The 16,238-nt window shown below is 71.0% G+C and carries 12 protein-coding genes and 4 pseudogenes; 10 read left to right on the top strand and 6 right to left on the bottom strand.

What is annotated here, in order from left to right; genetic code table 11:
- Positions 1 to 7: 7 nt before the first annotated feature.
- Positions 8 to 1,576: pseudogene (locus ABH941_RS33165) on the bottom strand (bifunctional 3-(3-hydroxy-phenyl)propionate/3-hydroxycinnamic acid hydroxylase); the annotation flags it as partial.
- A gap of 125 nt (positions 1,577 to 1,701) precedes the next feature.
- On the opposite strand from ABH941_RS33165, the gene ABH941_RS33160 reads away from it, so the two are divergent.
- Positions 1,702 to 2,334, top strand: a complete 633-nt coding sequence (locus ABH941_RS33160; protein WP_370133297.1) for a TetR/AcrR family transcriptional regulator — start codon at positions 1,702 to 1,704, stop codon at positions 2,332 to 2,334.
- A gap of 91 nt (positions 2,335 to 2,425) precedes the next feature.
- Positions 2,426 to 3,472: an amidohydrolase family protein gene (locus tag ABH941_RS33155; protein WP_370133296.1), complete on the top strand. Its 1,047-nt coding sequence runs from the start codon at positions 2,426 to 2,428 to the stop codon at positions 3,470 to 3,472.
- Positions 3,473 to 3,717: 245 nt separating this feature from the next.
- Here ABH941_RS33155 and ABH941_RS33150 read toward each other — a convergent pair.
- Positions 3,718 to 3,837 (bottom strand): annotated as a pseudogene (locus tag ABH941_RS33150) (helix-turn-helix domain-containing protein); the annotation flags it as partial.
- An 18-nt stretch (positions 3,838 to 3,855) separates the two neighbouring features.
- Here ABH941_RS33150 and ABH941_RS33145 point away from each other — a divergent pair.
- A complete protein-coding gene (locus ABH941_RS33145) occupies positions 3,856 to 4,497 on the top strand; it encodes a hypothetical protein (RefSeq protein ID WP_370133294.1) in 642 nt (213 codons plus the stop codon).
- Positions 4,498 to 4,584: 87 nt separating this feature from the next.
- On the opposite strand, the gene ABH941_RS33140 is transcribed toward ABH941_RS33145, so the two are convergent.
- Complete coding sequence (locus tag ABH941_RS33140; protein ID WP_370133292.1) at positions 4,585 to 4,752, bottom strand: hypothetical protein; 168 nt, start codon at positions 4,750 to 4,752, stop codon at positions 4,585 to 4,587.
- A 425-nt stretch (positions 4,753 to 5,177) separates the two neighbouring features.
- On the opposite strand from ABH941_RS33140, the pseudogene ABH941_RS33135 reads away from it, so the two are divergent.
- Positions 5,178 to 5,324: pseudogene (locus tag ABH941_RS33135) on the top strand (DUF4236 domain-containing protein); the annotation flags it as partial.
- An 84-nt stretch (positions 5,325 to 5,408) separates the two neighbouring features.
- The gene (locus ABH941_RS33130; RefSeq protein ID WP_370133442.1) at positions 5,409 to 6,263 is read left to right on the top strand and encodes a hypothetical protein; all 855 of its coding nucleotides are present in this window, start codon (positions 5,409 to 5,411) and stop codon (positions 6,261 to 6,263) included.
- Positions 6,264 to 6,512: 249 nt separating this feature from the next.
- On the opposite strand, the pseudogene ABH941_RS33125 reads toward ABH941_RS33130, so the two are convergent.
- The 3 genes and pseudogenes from ABH941_RS33125 to ABH941_RS33115 all read right to left on the bottom strand — a co-directional run.
- Positions 6,513 to 6,914, bottom strand: a pseudogene (locus ABH941_RS33125) (AMP-binding protein); the annotation flags it as partial.
- A 120-nt stretch (positions 6,915 to 7,034) separates the two neighbouring features.
- Positions 7,035 to 8,975, bottom strand: a complete 1,941-nt coding sequence (locus ABH941_RS33120; protein ID WP_370133291.1) for a DNA/RNA helicase domain-containing protein — start codon at positions 8,973 to 8,975, stop codon at positions 7,035 to 7,037.
- A 295-nt stretch (positions 8,976 to 9,270) separates the two neighbouring features.
- Positions 9,271 to 9,549, bottom strand: coding sequence for an HPr family phosphocarrier protein (locus tag ABH941_RS33115; RefSeq protein WP_370133289.1), 279 nt, complete (start codon positions 9,547 to 9,549; stop codon positions 9,271 to 9,273).
- 138 nt (positions 9,550 to 9,687) lie between these two features.
- Here ABH941_RS33115 and ABH941_RS33110 point away from each other — a divergent pair, with 138 nt between their 5' ends.
- From ABH941_RS33110 to ABH941_RS33090, 5 genes are all read left to right on the top strand, one after another.
- Positions 9,688 to 12,483 carry a GNAT family N-acetyltransferase gene (locus ABH941_RS33110; protein WP_370133288.1) on the top strand — a complete coding sequence of 932 codons (2,796 nt, stop codon included), beginning with the start codon at positions 9,688 to 9,690 and terminating at the stop codon, positions 12,481 to 12,483.
- Between the two features lie 78 nt (positions 12,484 to 12,561).
- Positions 12,562 to 13,158, top strand: a complete 597-nt coding sequence (locus ABH941_RS33105) for a DUF5998 family protein (RefSeq protein ID WP_134000037.1) — start codon at positions 12,562 to 12,564, stop codon at positions 13,156 to 13,158.
- A gap of 90 nt (positions 13,159 to 13,248) precedes the next feature.
- A complete protein-coding gene (locus ABH941_RS33100; RefSeq protein ID WP_370133287.1) occupies positions 13,249 to 14,415 on the top strand; it encodes an alkaline phosphatase family protein in 1,167 nt (388 codons plus the stop codon).
- 36 nt (positions 14,416 to 14,451) lie between these two features.
- Positions 14,452 to 15,177, top strand: coding sequence for a thymidine kinase (locus tag ABH941_RS33095; RefSeq protein ID WP_370133286.1), 726 nt, complete (start codon positions 14,452 to 14,454; stop codon positions 15,175 to 15,177).
- Between the two features lie 89 nt (positions 15,178 to 15,266).
- Positions 15,267 to 16,118, top strand: coding sequence for a sulfurtransferase (locus tag ABH941_RS33090; protein WP_370133285.1), 852 nt, complete (start codon positions 15,267 to 15,269; stop codon positions 16,116 to 16,118).
- The last annotated feature ends 120 nt before the right edge of the window (positions 16,119 to 16,238 follow it).

Below are 16,238 nucleotides of genomic sequence, written 5' to 3'. Positions count from 1 at the left end.
GGGGCACCGGTGCGAAACCGGCCGGGGGCGGCGAGAGTTGGGCACCGGCAGTCGCAGCGGCGTACACGTAGGCGTCGGGGCGCAGCGCGAGGGTGGCCGCTCGGTGTGCGGTCATCCACGGGAGCAGTGCGCCGTCGCTGTCGACGAGTGCGCCCTCGGCCGGCCGGGAGCCGGCCGGGAGAACGGTGATCGAGGGGATGTCCAGGCGCTCCCACGCGGGCTGGGGCATGGACTGATCGCCGTGCAGGAGCAGCCATCGGCTGCCGAGCGCATCGTCCAGCCGCACCCGGCTGCCGTCGGGGCCGGTCATCCAGGGCTGCGGTATCTGGTGTCCGGTGGCCTTGGCGCGGGACCGGTCCCGGAAGCCGTCGGCGTAGTGGGCGATGGGAATCCACTGGGAGTCCTGGAGCCAGTTGCCGAAGCCGGGCACGTGGTTGAGGCCGCGTAGTGCAATGTTCCGGAGCCGGGTCACCGCGCTGCTTCGCTCGGTGATGATCCGTCCGACGAACACCACCCGCTTGGTGATCTCCTTGACGTGCGGCTTGCGTTCGGACTCGTAGCTGTCCAGCACTGTCTCGGGCAGTTCGCCGTGCAGCACGGCGTCCAGCTTCCAGCAGAGGTTCGCCATGTCGCGCACTCCGGCGGCCATGCCCTGGCCGATCCACGGCGGCATGGCGTGGGCCGCGTCGCCGGCGAGGAAGACCCGGCCGGCCCGGAAGCGGGAAGCGAAGCGGACGTGGTGGCTGTAGACGGTGGCCCGCAGGATCTTGACGCTGTCCCGGCTGATCCCGTACCGGGACACCATGGTGTAGATCGCGTCGTCGCTCGTCAGGTATGTCTCGTCGTCACCGGGCAGGATGGGGAACTCCCAGCGGTGGTGGCCGAGCGGGGTCGGACAGTCGACCGCCGGGCGCGCCGGGTCGCAGCGAAAGCGCAGCCGGTCGTGGTCCGGCCAGGGCTTGAGCATCTCGGTGTCGATGACCACCCAGCGGTCCTCGTAGGTCTTGCCTTCATAGCCGATGTTGAGCTGGGCCCGGGTGAGGCTGGAGCCGCCGTCGGCGGCGATCACGTACGAGGCGCGCAGGCGTCGTACGGAGTCGTCCGCGGTGCCGACCACGGTCAGTTCGACGCCGTCGGCGTCCTGGCGCAGCTGCACGCACTCGTGCCGCAGCAGCACCTCCACGTTCGGGTAGCGGTCGACGCCATCCCGCAGGACCCGCTCCAGGGCCGGCTGGTAGATGAACATCTGTGGCGGATGGCCGTGGCCGCGCGGGGTGGGATGCGCGCTGAGAAACGTACGACCGTTCGCATCGACGAAGTCCAGGGGTCGCTCGGCCAGCACGTCCTGCTTCAGGCGTTCGGCCAGACCGATGCGCTGCCAGATCCGCATGACCTCCTCGTCGGTGGAGATGGCCCGCGCACGGGAGAAGACCTCGGCGTCCCGTTCCAGTACGACGATCCTCAGCCCCATCGCCCCCAGCAGGTTCGCCGCGGTCACACCCGTGGGCCCGTAGCCGATCACCGCCACGTCGTGCGTACCGCCGTCGGCTGCGCCTTCGGCACGGGTTCCGCTCACCGGTCCACCTCACTGTTCACCCTGCGGGCCCTTGCTGTAGTGCTCGCTCCAATTGGAATAGTCGCTACGGTAGGCTGGCCGACGGAGACGGGTCAAGGGCTGGCACGTGAGGAAGGGCACATCGGATGACCAGGTCACAGACGACGCGCACGAAGCGCGCGAACGGCGTCGAGTCGCGTCAGCGCATCCTCGACGCCGCGGTCGAGATCGCAGGCGAGCGGGGCTACGAGGGCACGTCCATCGCGGCGGTCAGCGCCAAGTGCGGGCTTCCCGCCAGCTCGATCTACTGGCATTTCAAGGACAAGGACGACTTGATCGCCGCAGTCATCGAGCGCAGCTTCGAGAGCTGGCTGGCGGCCGTCGAGCTGCCGGGGGAGGAGACGGGTACCCCACTGGAGCGGGTCACCGCCATGGCGGCCAACGTGGCGAGGTCGCTGGTCGACGCGCCGGACTTCCTGCGTCTGGGCCTGATGCTCGCTCTGGAGCGGCGCCCGACCGAGCCCCGTGGCCGGACCGTGTTCCTGCAGGTCCGTGACATCGCTCGCCACAAGATCACCGAAATGATCGGGATCCTGGCCCCGGACCTGGACGAGAACACGCTCGAAATCCTCGCCTCATACACCGTTGCCGGCGCTGACGGCTTGTTCATCCAGCGGGAGATCGGCGGCGACGCCGTCGACCTGGTGGCTCTGTTCGAGCTGCACGCGCAACTGGTGTACGAGGCGGCGACCCGCATGGCACAGGCCGGCATGCGCTGACCCCCAGCTCGTCACCTCCCCGCGTCCGCAGGCCCTGCTCTGAACACCCACCCCACCTTCAACCCCACCCGAGGACTCCAGGAGTTCACCTATGCCATCCGCACCTCGCCGGATCGACGTCCACCAGCACGTGGTTCCGCCCTTCTACCGCGACCTGCTCACCAAAGCCGGAATCGCTGAGGCGGGCGGCCGCGCCCTGCCCGACTGGAGTCCCGAAGGGGCTCTGGAGCTGATGGACCTGCTGCGCACCGCCACCGCGATCGTCTCGGTCTCCACTCCCGGCACCGGCTTCCTCAGCGACCCGGGCGAGGCCGCCGGACTGGCCCGGAGGCTCAACGACTTCTCCGCCTCCCTTGCCGCCGAACACCCCGGCCGCTTCGGATACTTCGCCACCCTGCCCATGCCCGATGCCGACGCCTCTGCCGCCGAGGCGCAGCGGGCCCTGGACGGCCTCGGCGCCGACGGGGTCACCCTGCTGGCCAACAGCCAGGGTGCCTATCTCGGCGCGGACGGCCAGGATCCCCTGTGGCGAAGCCTGAACGAGCGCAGTGCCGTGGTCTTCGTCCACCCCGCGGATCTTCCCGCGCCCGCCGTCGAGAACATTCCGCCGTTCGCTGCCGACTTCCTCCTCGATACCACCCGGGCCGCCTACCTCCTGGTCCGCAACGGCATCGTCCGACGTTACCCCGACATCCGGTTCGTCCTCAGCCACGCGGGCGGCTTCGTCCCGTACTCCTCCCACCGCATGGCCGTCGCCATCGCCGGTGACACCGGACGCAGCCCACTCGACGTCCTGGACGACTTCCGCGGCTTCTACTTCGACACCGCCCTGTCGTCGAGCCCCGCAGCGCTGCCCACGCTGCTGGCCTTCGCCCGCCCCGGACACATCCTCTTCGGCAGCGACTGGCCCTTCGCCCCCGCCTCCGCCGGCCAGTACTTCGCCAACGGTCTGGACACCGGCGTGGACCCCGGTGTCCTCGCGGCCGTCAACCGCACCAGCGCCGAAGCTCTCTTCCCCCGGCTGGCCTCGGCCCCGACACCGGTTCCGAGCCGCCCGACCCCGATACGCCTGCGCCAGGCCGCCCAACGGACCGCCGCCCGCCTCCTCTTCAACCTCATCCAGCCCGGCACTCGATGATGCTCCGTCCCCGCCGGGCCCGATGTCCGCGACGGCGGCCACCCGTGCGATCCGGATGGGGCCGGACAGGACAGCTCAAGGACCAGCGGCCTGCGCGGGCGCTTCGCCTCATGCGCGCTGGGCCACGCGCCTACTCGGGTCCTCGTCCCACCGGGGCGCCCGCAGCCGCGCCAGCGCCGAGCAGAGGTCGTTCACCGAGCTCTCGCGGCATTCAGTCTTCGAGGGTTGCGCGGTCCAGGCCCGTGCTACCGGCTGCCGTGCCGGACCGCCGTCGGTGTCTGTCCGAACCAGCGCCTGCAGGCGCGTGTCAGGGCTGACTGTTCGGAGAACCCGAGGGCGAGGGCCACCTGGGACATCGGCAGGCCGGACTCGGTGAGCTACTGGTGCGTGAGTTCCCGCAGCACCACTTCTCGCCCACCGATCACGGCTACTGGCCCTCATCCCCCACCGTGGGCACCGCCATCCCTCCGAACTGGCGATGCGGCGGGATCGCCGAGGTCCGTCGGATGAGCATCGCCGCCGAACTCACCATCCCGTTCCACATGCGCGAGGTCTACCTCGACGAACAGAACGTCTTCGACCGGGTGCTCGGCAACCTCACCGGCCCCCGAGGAGGGCGCCGGTGGACCCCCGGCCATGACGCCACCGTCGGCCACCGCACGGTCCTCCTGCTGCGCCGGCGCCGTGGGGTGCGCCGCCGCGAGTTCCGCCGGTACGTGCACGACCGCATCGGTCCCGTACTCCAGGAGGCGGGCGCACACGACCTGCGCACGTACGCCTTCCTGCCGTGGACCGCGCTGCCGCACCCCACGCCCGGCATCTCGCACGACAACCCGACGTTCCGCCGTGACCACGGCTGCGTCGTCCTTGGAGCCGGCAGTCGCGCCGCCATGGCTGAGATCCTGGCCTCGAAGCACGTTGCCGGCCTCGTCGCAGACCAGCACACGGTCATGACAGCCGTCCACGCCTTCGCCGTCGAGCACACCGTGCCGGTCATCGGGACAGGCTCAGGTGCCCGGCGGTGAGCGAGGGCGTCCGCGCGCACGGACGAGGTCGCGCACAGCCCCACCGTGGAAGGACTACGAGGCGGCCCCAGAGCTCGTGAGCTGACCTCACGGGCGAGCGCCTTCAACTCCGAGAACTTGCAGCCCGGTGCCCGCCTGCGTCTCCGGCACCGCCTTGGCAATTATGCGCGGCATCTCGGCGAAGCCTGCGACCAGGAGCACGTACTCGTCGTCGCCGTTGAAGCCGACATAAGAGATGAACTCGACGAGGAGCACGCGCAGACCTGACCGCCTCGAGCCCACCCGACGATGCAATTTCAGGGACTGGACCGATTCCCACTGGCAAAAGCTCGGTTCGCGCAACCGTCGCGATGCCAGGTAACGCTGGTGGTCACAGCCGCTCGGAGCTCGACTGGGCCTTCAGCCAGGCCGCCCTCAACCAACGTGCGGTCTCCGGGTTCCTATCGTTCCCAATGGAGATCGCCTTCTGACCCGGCCCGGCGCTGATACTCCAGACCCTCCCGGCCGAGCGAGCACGCCGAGGCAGCTGCGGGACAGCCGAGGCCGGGATGGTCGGTGAGCGTTCCGAACGCTGAATTGGGGCATGCCGTAGTCGCGAGGCAGGGATCAGCGTCCGCGCACCCAAGCCACGTTTGAGTAAACGAGCCCTCAGGTCGCCTCCGGACTGGCAAGCTCCCTGCATGGGTGCGTATCTCCGCTCGAGCCTCAAGGCCGGCCCGTTCCGTTTCAACCTCTCCAAGTCCGGGATCGGCGTATCCACAGGTGTCCCCGGATTCCGCATCGGAACCAGCCCCCGCGGGAACTACGTCCGTGTGGGAGGCCGCGGAGTCTCCTACCGCGCCACACTTCCGTCCCAGCGCTCTGGCGCGCGGCAGCTGGGCGGACCCGCACCCCAGCACTGGAGCCCGGGCGTGCCGGAGCTGCAGTACGGTGCCGTCGCGGTCCAGGAGATTCCCACCGCAACGATCGAGGCACTGCAGGGCTCGAACCAGAGTGACTTCGTCGCCCAGTTGCAGGCTGCGGCCCAGCGCCGCTCCGTCTGGACCTGGGTTCTCGTCGCGTCCCTGCTGATATCCCTCCCGCTTGCGCTGCTGCCGATGCTGCTCCTCGGGCCACTGGTGTACTGGCTGTACCTGCGAGACCGCGCGGCGCAGAGCGTGGTCGCCTTCTACGATCTGGAATCAGGTCCAGCCGAGTACTACGGTCGGCTTGTCGATGCAGCTGGTGCGGTTCAGCAGTCGCACAAGAATTGGGCTGTCACCGGGTCTGGCGCTGTGCGGACCACGACCCAGTACAAGGTGAACAGCGGGGTCGACTCGATCGTCAAGCGCAAGGCTGGCAAGGTGAATATGAACGGGCCACAGGAACTCGTCACGAACATCGCCGTCCCGAGCTTCCACTGCGGTGACCACCAGCTCTTCCTGCTGCCCGACCGTGTCCTGGTGAAGCACCGTCGGGCCTTCGCGGACCTGCCCTACCAGGAGCTGTCCGTGTTCATGGATGCGCTGCGCTTCCATGAGAAGGGTGCAGTTCCTCGCGACAGCCAGCAGGTGGGAACGACGTGGCAGTTCGTCAACAAGAAGGGCGGCCCGGATCGCCGATACAAGAACAACCCCAGGCTGCGAATCATGCAGTACGGGCGCCTTACGTTTGCGACCCGCACCGGAATGAACCTGCAGATGCAGTGCTCCCGCCCGGAGGCGGCCTCGCAGTTCGCCCACGCCGTCAAGTCTTATGTCGTACCTGCCCAGGCACAGGGTTGGTAGAGCCCGACTCTTACGAGACCTGTAGCGCATGCCATCCTTGGCGGGTGGGTCCGAGCGAACTGCTTCAACGTTGGGCGGCTTCGACCGCTTTGCGCGTCCAAGCCGTGGGTCCTCTCGGGCCGTATCTATGCTCTGGGACCTGATGCAGCGCCCCGCAGCTCCCGCTCGGCCGTTGGGCTTACCCGTACGTCCAGTGATTTTAAAGCCGCGTTGGGCGGCATGGGCGAGCCTTCCGGCCAGAGTGCTGGCGGGGATGACCACGGTGCCCAGCTTGATCGCCGCGAGCATTACCTCCCACAGGGCCACCTGGTTGCCGAGCAGCAGCAGGATCCGGTCGCCGCGGACCACCCCCTGCGCCCGCAGCCAGGCGGCCGTGCGGTCGGACCGCTCCCGCAGCCCGGCGAAGGTCAACACGGTCTCGCGCAGCACCGTGCCGTCTGCGTCCAGGTCGACCACGCGCAGGCCGACGGCGTGGTTGTCCTCGGCTTCGACGTCGAACCAGTCCAGGGCCCAGTTGAAGTGCTCGCCCTCCGGACGCGGGAAGGCCCGGGCGGCGTCGAGATCACCGCGGGTCCCGAGCAGGTGGTCCCGGGCGGCGCGGAACTCGCGGTACGCGGCCTGGTCCCGTGGAACGGTGGAGTCCGGTGTCATGCGACCCTCCCCTTCCTGTTCACCCAGCGATGGGCCAGGCGGCACGCTGCCAGCACCATCCGGCCCGGGTCAGGGACCTGTGGCGAGTCGCCCGCGCCCGGCGACCGGGAGACGGGTGGTTCAGAGCCTCCGTACCCCGAGGTCGGCGAAGAGCTTCCTGGTGACAGGGTCGACCGAGTAGAGCACCGTGCCGCGGATGGAACGGGACATCAGCACACCGTAGGCGTTGCGCAACGCGCGCGTGAGCTCGGCATCGTCCTTGATCTGGGACGCCTTGCTCTTCACGTACCGGCGGTGGGGAACCCAGGCACCGTCCTCCCAGGTGAGGTCCGGGCCCATGATCACGCCGCCCCACTCGTACTCGAGCCCCTGGGCCGTGTGCACGCACCCGATCTGCCCGAAACCTCCGGGATCGGTCGCCCAGAACTTCCGCCGGGGCACTCCCGGGGTGCTGTGCGTGTCGCCGGCGTTCCAGGGGCGTGCCCAGTCGGGGTCGGGGCTGACGTCGGGGTGGGTGCCGGAGTCATCAGTCCAGTCCCAGCACATTCCGGCGCTCATCCGGGCGCTCGTGCCCGCCGGGTCCTTGCTCAGGAGGAAGGACTCCATCTCGGCGGCGCTCTCGGCGTAGCAGAGCTCGAAAGGCTCGGGATCGTCGGCGTCATCGGGGTGCCACGCGATAGGGTCCCCGGCCATGAGCCGCCGGGCCCAGGTGTCATAGGTCGAGCTGCCGACGGTGCGCAGCACCCGGTCCAGGGTGATCGGCACGATCTCCACGCCGAGGCTCTGGATCTCGGTCTTGAGCCTCTCCGGGGACCAGACCTCCTCCGGGAAGAGGCGTTGGTCGCCATCTATGAAGAAGACCGGCACGCGGGCGCCGGTGACGAGGACCTCCACCGAGCTCGGTCCTGTGGCCCGCATGCCGAATGAGCCGGTCTTGGGTCGCAGGCTGAGGCGGTGGGCCTCGTCGCAGACGATCAGGTCCAGTTCGTCGGGTCCGACCTTGTCGGCGACCTGCTTCAGCGTCATGAAGGCCTTCTGACGCCCCTTGGCGGCCCGTTTGAAGGTGTCGCGCGAGGCGATGCCGCCGGATACGAAGGCAGCCGAGTACTTGGCATCCAGCGCCTCTCCCAGAGCGGTGAGCGCGACGAGCGACTTGCCGCTGCCCGCGTGTCCCTCGATGACGAAGACCTTCTTCACTCCCGGCGCCCCGACGGCTTCAGTGGCGTCTTCTATCGCCCGGACGGCCCGCAACTGGTGCTCGACGAGGCTGAACCGGGTGTGGCCGTTGACGATCGCCCCGATCTCGTCGGCGAGAGGGGCATTCGTGCGCCGGCGCCCGAGCAGCTCCTGTGCGGCCTCCGCGCCGGAAGCCGGGCTGAAGTTCGTGACCAGGAACTTCTCCAGGTCCAGGGGCTGCCGTGCCGTGAACGTGGGAATCCCGGGGCGAGGGGACACCTGGCTGATCCACTGGTAGTCCGGGTGCTTGAGGTTGTGCAAGTAGGCCGCGCCCACCAGGTTGACGTAGCGGTCGTCGAACATGCTGTGGTGCCTGCGCAGGTCGTCCATGTTGGTGCTGACCTGGACGGCCGGGTGTTTGACGTGCTTCTCGTACCCTGGGAACGGCGCGTAGACCAGATCCCTGGCGCATACCTGGCAGAGCATGCCGTTACCCGGCCTCTTGCAGGACGCGCAGAGCCCGGTCGGCTTCGACGCCGTCGGACGCTCGATGCTGCCCCACTGCTTGAGCTCGATGACCGCGTAGCTGAGCCGTCCCGACGGATGCTGTCCTGCGAGGACCACGTCGATGTGGTTCATCTCGCCGTCGGCGAGGTACTCGATGAACATCCACACCTGGCTGAGGCCGAGGTTGTCCAGCGTGGTCGCCAACTCGTAGACGCTTTCACGCCACGCCTTGACCTCCCAGGACTTCGGCTTCTTGTCGTTCGGATGCGCCGCGGTGTAGCAGTCGCTGATCTTGCGGACCATCTGGTGGCGGTCCCGCACCAGACGCTGTACGGGCCAGAATGCCTCCAGTGGCTTCCAGCCGCTCCCGACCGCCATCCCGTCTACCCCCGCCAGTGAGTGGATGCTCTTGCGAGCCAAGTCTCCGGGAACCTAGCAGAATCGTTTCTTCTCTCCGCTTGTGTGCCACTAACTGAGCCGGGCCATGAGCATGAGGCGCTCTGCCGCCCATGATCGCCCCCAAGTGGCCTGGTGTGGGTTGAACCTGTAAGGGCCAGTCCAGGCGCGCGCCCTTCGGGCGCCGGATGGCTCGGACGGCGCTCAGGCCGCCGTGGTGCTCTAACAGATAGTCATGCGTGGTCCGGGAGTCGCGGTACGCGGCGGAGTCCCGCCGTCAGGCCGGGGGCAGTTCGTCGAGGCCCTCGCTGACCAGTTTGGCCATCCGGTCCAGCGCGGCGTCGGCGCCCTCGGCGTCCGAGGCGAGCACGACCTCCTCGCCGCCCTGCGCGCCCAGGCCCAGCAGCGCCAGCATCGAGGCGGCGTTGACCGGGGTCCCGCCGACCTTGGAGATGGTGAGCGGAACGCCGACGGCGCCCGCCGCGCGGACGAAGACGGAGGCGGGACGGGCGTGCAGGCCCTCGGCCCAGCCGATGGTGACGTGGCGCTCGGCCATGATGCGCTGCCTTTCGGGTGGCATGTGTCGGGTCGGACCGGTCCCGCGCCGGGCCGGCGGGCTCCTCCCCAGCCTGCCGCCTGGCCTGCCGCCGCGCATCCTGCGGCCGCCGGTCCTGGGAGCCCGTAACCTGACCCCGTGACCCGTACGCAGGACCCGTCCGCCGGGGACCCGCCGCCCTCCTACCCGGCCCACTGGGAGGCGGACGTCGTCCTGCGCGACGGCGGCACCGCCAGGATCCGCCCGCTCACCCCGGACGACGCCGGCCGCCTGGTCGCCTTCTACACCGACGTCTCGGACCAGTCCAAGTACTACCGGTTCTTCGCGCCCTACCCCCGGCTCTCCGACCGGGACGTCCGCCGGTTCACCCACCACGACTACGTCAACCGGGTCGGTCTGGCGGTCCTGGTCCGCGACGAGATCATCGCCACGGTCCGCTTCGACCGCATCGACGAGACCGGCCGGCCCACCGAGACCGGGACCGACGCCGAGGTCGCCTTCCTGGTCCAGGACGCCCACCAGGGCCGCGGCGTCGCCTCCGCGCTGCTGGAGCACATCGCCGCGGTCGCCAGGGAACGCGGCATCCGCCGCTTCATCGCCGAGGTGCTGCCCGACAACCGCAAGATGGGCAAGGTCTTCACCGACGCCGGCTACACCCAGCACCGCAGCTTCGCCGACGGGGTGATGCACTTCGAGCTGGACCTGGAGCCCACCGAGGAGTCCCTCGCCGTGATGCGCTCCCGCGAGCACCGGGCCGAGGCCCGGTCCACCCAGCGGCTGCTGGCCCCCGGCTCGGTCGCCGTCATCGGCGCGGGCCGCAGGCCGGGCGGCGTCGGCCGCAGTGTGCTGCGCAACCTGGTCGGCAGCGGTTTCACCGGGCGGGTCCAGGCCGTCAACCGCAACGCCGACACCGACGAACTGGACGGCGTCCCGCTCCGCCGCAGCCTCGCCGAACTGCCGGAGCCGGTGGACCTCGCGGTGATCGCCGTCCCCGCCGACCAGGTTCCCGCCGTGGTCGCCGAGTGCGGAGCCCATGGTGTGCAGGGCCTGGTCGTGGTCACCGCCGGCTATGCCGAGACCGGGGTCGCCGGACGGGCCCGCCAGCGCGATCTGGTCCGCCAGGCCCGCGCCGCCGGGATGCGGGTGATCGGCCCCAACGCCTTCGGGCTGCTCAACACCGATCCCGCGGTCCGGCTGAACGCCTCCCTGTCGCCGCAGCTCCCGGCCCGGGGGCCGCTCGGCGTGTTCAGCCAGTCCGGCGCCATCGGCGCCGCCCTGCTGGAGGCCGCGCACCGGCGCGGCCTCGGTATCTCCAGCTTCGCCTCCACCGGCAACCGCGCCGACGTCTCCGGCAACGACCTGCTGCAGTACTGGGAGGAGGACGAGGCGACCCGGGTGGTCCTGCTCTACCTGGAGTCCTTCGGCAACCCGCGCAAGTTCAGCCGGATCGCCCGCAGGATCGCCGCCGACAAGCCGATCGTGGTCATCAAGGGCGGCCGCCACACCGGCAGCGTCCCGGCGGGGCACGCGGCCGCCGTCACCCGCATCGAAGACAGCACCGTGGACACCCTGTTCCAGCAGGCAGGGGTGGTCCGGGTGGACACCATCACCGAGCTCTACGACGCCGCCGACCTGTTGGCGCACCAGCCGCTGCCGGCCGGCGACCGGATCGCGATCGTCGGCAACTCCGACTCGCTCGGGCTGCTCACCCATGACGCGGCCCTCAGCGCCGGACTGCGCCCGCTGCCGCCGCAGGACCTCACCACCAGCGCCGGCCCCGAGGACTTCACCGCGGGCCTGACCGCAGCCATCGACTGCCCCGACAGCGATGCCGTGGTCGCCGTCGTCATCCCGCCGATCGGCGCCGCCGCGCTGCCCAGGTTCCCCGGCTCCGGACTGCTGGAGGCGGACCGGCCGAGCCCCGGCGCACCCACCCTGGACCGGATCGCCGACGCCCTCACCGCCGCCGCGGCCAGGGCCAACGCGGCCGGCAAACCCCTGCTGCTGATCCACCTGGCCCTGCCCGAGCTGGCCCACCCGTCACCCGGCCACCACCCCTATTCGAAGCGCTCCGCGCCCCTTCTTTCCGGCCTGCCCGCCTACCCCCGCCCCGAACGAGCGGTCCGGGCGCTGGCCCACGCCGTCCGCCACTCCGCCTGGCGCCGGGGCAACGCCGACATCGGCCGCATCCCGGAACTGGACGGCGTCGCCGAGGCGCCGGCCCGGCGCCAGGTCGCCACCGCGCTGAGCAGCGCGTCCGACGTACAGCTGGACGAGACGGCCTCCGCCGCGCTGCTCGCCCACTACGGCATCCGGGTGCTCCGCGCCCGCCCGGCCGCCGACGAGCAGTCAGCTGTCGCGGCAGCCGCCGGACTCGGCTACCCGGTGGCCCTCAAGGCGACCGGTACCGGCCTCCGGCACCGCCCCGACCTCGGCAGCGTCCGCCTCGATCTGGCCAATGAGACGGAGCTGCGCCGCGCGCACCGGGAGACCACCGCGCTGCTGGGCCCGGACGCCGGGCTGGTGGTCCAGCCGATGGCCGCGCGCGGGGTGGACACCGTCGTCTCCGCCACCGTGGACCAGGCCGTCGGCGCCATCCTCTCCTTCGGCCTCGCCGGGGTCGCCTCCGAACTGCTCGGCGACCTGGCCCACCGGCTCGTCCCGGCGACCGACCGCGACGTCGCCGGGCTGGTCCGGGAGATCAAGGCGGCGCCGCTGCTGTTCGGCTGGCGCGGCGCGGAACCGGTCGACACCGACGCCCTGGAGGAGCTGCTGCTACGGGTGTCCCAGCTGGTCGACGACCTGCCCGAGATCGCCGCGCTGACCCTGGAACCAGTGGTCGTCGCCCCGCACGGTCTCGCCGTCCTCGGCGCCACGGTCCGGCTGGCCCACCTCCCGGCTCGGACCGACCTCGGCCCCCGGGCCCTCGGCTGACATCCCGCCCGTGCGGCGGGCGCCGACAGACCGGGCGCGGTGGCGCACACTGTCAGCAGTACGTGCCAGGATGGAGGTATGGCGAAGACCGGTATGACCACCACCCAGGGGCTGCGCTCCGCGATCGAGCGCAGCGGCTACTACCCGACCCTCGTCATCGAGGCCGTCGAGTCCGCGGTCGGAGCCGAGCCCGTCACCGCCTTCCTGGTCCACCAGGAGACCACCTTCGACGCCAACGAGGTCCGTCGGCACGTCACCGTCCTGGTCCTCACCGACAGCCGATTCATCGTCAGCCACACCGACGAGCAGGGCGCCGACGACAGCTCGCCGGTGCCGTACGCGACCACGTCCACCGAGAGCGTCCGGATCGACCGGATCTCCTCCGTCGTGGTCAGCCGCGTCGTCGCCAACCCGGAGACCTACACCCGGGGCCAGCTGCCCCGCGAGGTCGTGCTGACCATCGGCTGGGGCGCCGTCTCCCGGATCGACCTGGAGCCCGCCGCCTGCGGCGACCCCAACTGCGAGGCGGACCACGGCTACACCGGCTCCTCGACCGCCGACGACCTGTCCCTGCGCGTCAGCGAGGCGGGCGACGGTCCGGAGACGGTGTCCCAGGCGCTCACCTTCGCCCACGCCCTCTCCGAGGCCACGGTGGCCGCGGGCGCGGGCGCCTGAGCCGCACTCCGGAACCCTGTCCCGCGAGCCCATTCCTGAAAGCGCTGTCCTGAGCACCACCGTCCGCCGCCGCCTCCCAGCAAAGACCCGATGACCTCCACCGCGATACTCGATCCCGCCGATGCCCCCGTTCCCGCCTACGGCAGTGGCGCCCTCAGCGATCTGCTGCCGGCCCTGGCCAAGGGCCTCGGCATCCCGGACGCCCCGGAGACCGGCCTGGTGCTGGCGCCGGCCGACCGCGTCTGCGTCTTCCTGGTGGACGGACTCGGCTGGGAGCAACTGCGCGCCCACCCCGCCGAGGCGCCGTTCCTCAACTCGCTGCTCGGCAGCTCCCTCGGCGGCAGCGGCCGTCCCATGACCGCGGGTTTCCCGGCCACCACCGCGACCAGCCTCGCCTCGCTCGGCACCGGCCTGCCCCCGGGCAACCACGGCCTGGCCGGATACATGGTGCGCATCCCCGGCGAGCGCCGGCTGATGAACCAGCTGCGCTGGCAGCCGCACATCAGCCCGCGCACCTGGCAGCCGCACGCCCCGGTCTTCCGGCTCGCCGAGCGGGCGGGCGTGGCGACCTTCCAGGTGTCCTCGCCGAAGTTCGAGTTCACCCCGCTCACCGAGGTCGCCCTGTCCGGCGGCAGCTTCCTGGGTCGCCTCCCCGGTGAGGAGCGGATGGACCTCGCCGCCGAGTGCCTGGCCAGCGCCGACCGGACCCTGGTCTACACGTACTACAGCGAGCTCGACGGCATGGGCCACCGCTATGGCGTGGACTCCGACGCCTGGCGCGGCCAGCTGATGGCCGTGGACCGGCTGGCCCAGCGCCTCGCCGAGCAGCTCCCGCCCCGCTCGGCGCTCTATGTCACCGCGGACCACGGCATGCTCGACATCGCCGCGGGCGACCGCGTCGACGTGGACGAGGACGCCGAGCTGCGGTCGGGGCTGCTGCTGCTCGGCGGCGAGGGCCGGGCCCGGCACCTCTACGCCCACCCCGGCGCCGAGGCCGACCTGCTCGCCGTGTGGCGCGAACGCCTCGGGGACCGGATGTGGATCGCCGAACGCGACCAGGCCATCGCCGCGGGCTGGTTCGGCCCCGTGGTCGAGGACCGGGTGTACGGGCGGATCGGCGATGTGGTCGCAGCCGCCGTCGCCGACATGGCCGTGATCGCCACCCGCCGCGAGCCGGGGGAGTCCGCGATGGTCGGACTGCACGGCTCGATGACCCGGGCCGAACAGCTCGTCCCGTTGCTCGAAGCCCGGCGCTGAACTCCCTCACCCCCGCTGAAAGGTATCTCCCCTCCCATGGCTGAGCTGGTCTTCTTCTCCGGAACGATGGATTGCGGGAAGTCGACCCTCGCCCTGCAGATGGACCACAACCACGGTGCGCGCGGCCGTCAGGGCCTGATCTTCACCCGCAACGACCGCGCCGGCGCCGCCACCCTGTCCAGCAGGCTGGGACTGGCCACCCAGGCGGTGGAGGTCGGCGACGGCCTGGACTTCCACGCCCATGTGGTCGCCGAACTCTCGGCCGGGGGCCGTTGCGACTATCTGATCTGCGACGAGGCACAGTTCTTCACCACCGAGCAGGTGGACCAGCTGGCCCGGGTCGTCGACGACCTGGGCGTCGACGTCTTCACCTTCGGCATCACCACCGACTTCCGCACCAAGCTCTTTCCCGGCTCGCAGCGCCTGATCGAGCTCGCCGACCGGGTCGAGGTGCTCCAGGTCGAGGCCCTGTGCTGGTGCGGCTCCCGGGCCACCCACAACGCCCGCACCGTGGGCGGGGTGATGGTGGTCGAGGGAGCCCAGGTGGTGGTCGGCGACGTCACCGCGGAGGAAGCGGTGCGAAGCACCTCGAACAAGGGTGGTGGTGGGCGACGGGTGGGCGATGAGGTCGGGTACGAGGTGCTGTGTCGGCGGCACCACATCCACCGGGTCACCGCGGCGACCTCCGGCGCCGGCGCGCTCTCGCCGGATGTTCTCCCCTTCGGCAACGGCGATCCAGTCTGTTCGAATTCGGGGTCGTGAATGCGCCACCCCGGATCGTCCTTACGGTGTCCTGAACACAGTGGACCTTTGGCCGACTCCGGCCCCTCGTTGGGGACACAATGATCCCCATGGAGTCGACCCCACTGATCACCGCCGACGAGCTCTCCGCAGCGCTCGCCGCTGAGCACCCGCCAGCGCTGCTCGACGTCCGCTGGCAGCTCGGCCGCTGGGAGCCGGGCACCCCTCCCCCTGGCGCCGCGGACTACGCCGCGGGCCACATCCCCGGCGCGCACTTCATCGCGCTGGACGCGGAGCTCGCCGCCCCGCCCGGGCCGGGCGGACGCCACCCGCTGCCGGAGCCCGAGGTGCTGGGTACGGCCATGCGGGCGGCCGGCGTGAGCGCGGACCGGGAGGTGGTCGTCTACGACGCCGCGACCTCGGCCTCGGCGGCCCGCGCCTGGTGGCTGCTGCGCTGGGCCGGGCACAGCAGGGTCCGGGTGCTGGACGGCGGCCTCGCCGCGTGGACGGCCGCGGGCCTGCCGCTGCAGCAGGAGGCTCCGCCCGCGGAGCAGGGCGACTTCATCCCCGCCCCCGGCACGCTGCCCACCGTGGACGCGGACGCCGCGGCGGTGCTGGCCCGCACCGGACTGCTGCTCGACGCCCGTGCGGGCGAGCGCTACCGAGGTGAGACCGAGCCGATCGACCCGCGCGCGGGCCACATCCCCGGCGCGGTCAGCGCCCCCACCACGGACAACCTGCTCCCGGACGGCCGCTTCCGGCCTGCGGCCGAGCTCGCTGAACGCTTCGCCGCGCTGGGGGTCAAGCCCGGCACCGAGATCGCCGTCTACTGCGGCTCCGGCGTCACCGCGGCCCACGAACTGCTGGCACTGAGCCTCGCCGGAATCGACGGAGCCCTCTACCCAGGCTCCTGGAGCGAATGGTCCTCAGACCCGAACCGCCCCGCTGAGACCAGCAACTGACTACATAGGGGCGGGGGGGGGGGGGGGCCCCCCCCCCCCCCCCCGGGGGGGGGGGGGGGGGGCGGGGGCCCCCCCCCCCGCCAGACCCACACACGGGCCCCGGGGGGCGGCCGGGGGGGT

This window comes from Streptacidiphilus sp. EB103A (assembly GCF_041261405.1).
Taxonomy (GTDB): Bacteria; Actinomycetota; Actinomycetes; order Streptomycetales; family Streptomycetaceae; genus Streptacidiphilus.
This window is presented reverse-complemented; position numbering and strand designations above follow the sequence as displayed.

Excerpts from the sequence above, each read along its gene's own strand:
- ABH941_RS33160 (WP_370133297.1), top strand. The coding sequence starts at position 1,702 with ATGACCAGGTCACAGACGACGCGCACGAAGCGCGCGAACGGCGTCGAG.
- ABH941_RS33155 (WP_370133296.1), top strand. The coding sequence starts at position 2,426 with ATGCCATCCGCACCTCGCCGGATCGACGTCCACCAGCACGTGGTTCCG.
- ABH941_RS33120 (WP_370133291.1), bottom strand. The coding sequence starts at position 8,975 with ATGGCGGTCGGGAGCGGCTGGAAGCCACTGGAGGCATTCTGGCCCGTA.
- ABH941_RS33115 (WP_370133289.1), bottom strand. The coding sequence starts at position 9,549 with ATGGCCGAGCGCCACGTCACCATCGGCTGGGCCGAGGGCCTGCACGCC.
- ABH941_RS33105 (WP_134000037.1), top strand. The coding sequence starts at position 12,562 with ATGGCGAAGACCGGTATGACCACCACCCAGGGGCTGCGCTCCGCGATC.
- ABH941_RS33100 (WP_370133287.1), top strand. The coding sequence starts at position 13,249 with ATGACCTCCACCGCGATACTCGATCCCGCCGATGCCCCCGTTCCCGCC.
- ABH941_RS33095 (WP_370133286.1), top strand. The coding sequence starts at position 14,452 with ATGGCTGAGCTGGTCTTCTTCTCCGGAACGATGGATTGCGGGAAGTCG.
- ABH941_RS33090 (WP_370133285.1), top strand. The coding sequence starts at position 15,267 with ATGGAGTCGACCCCACTGATCACCGCCGACGAGCTCTCCGCAGCGCTC.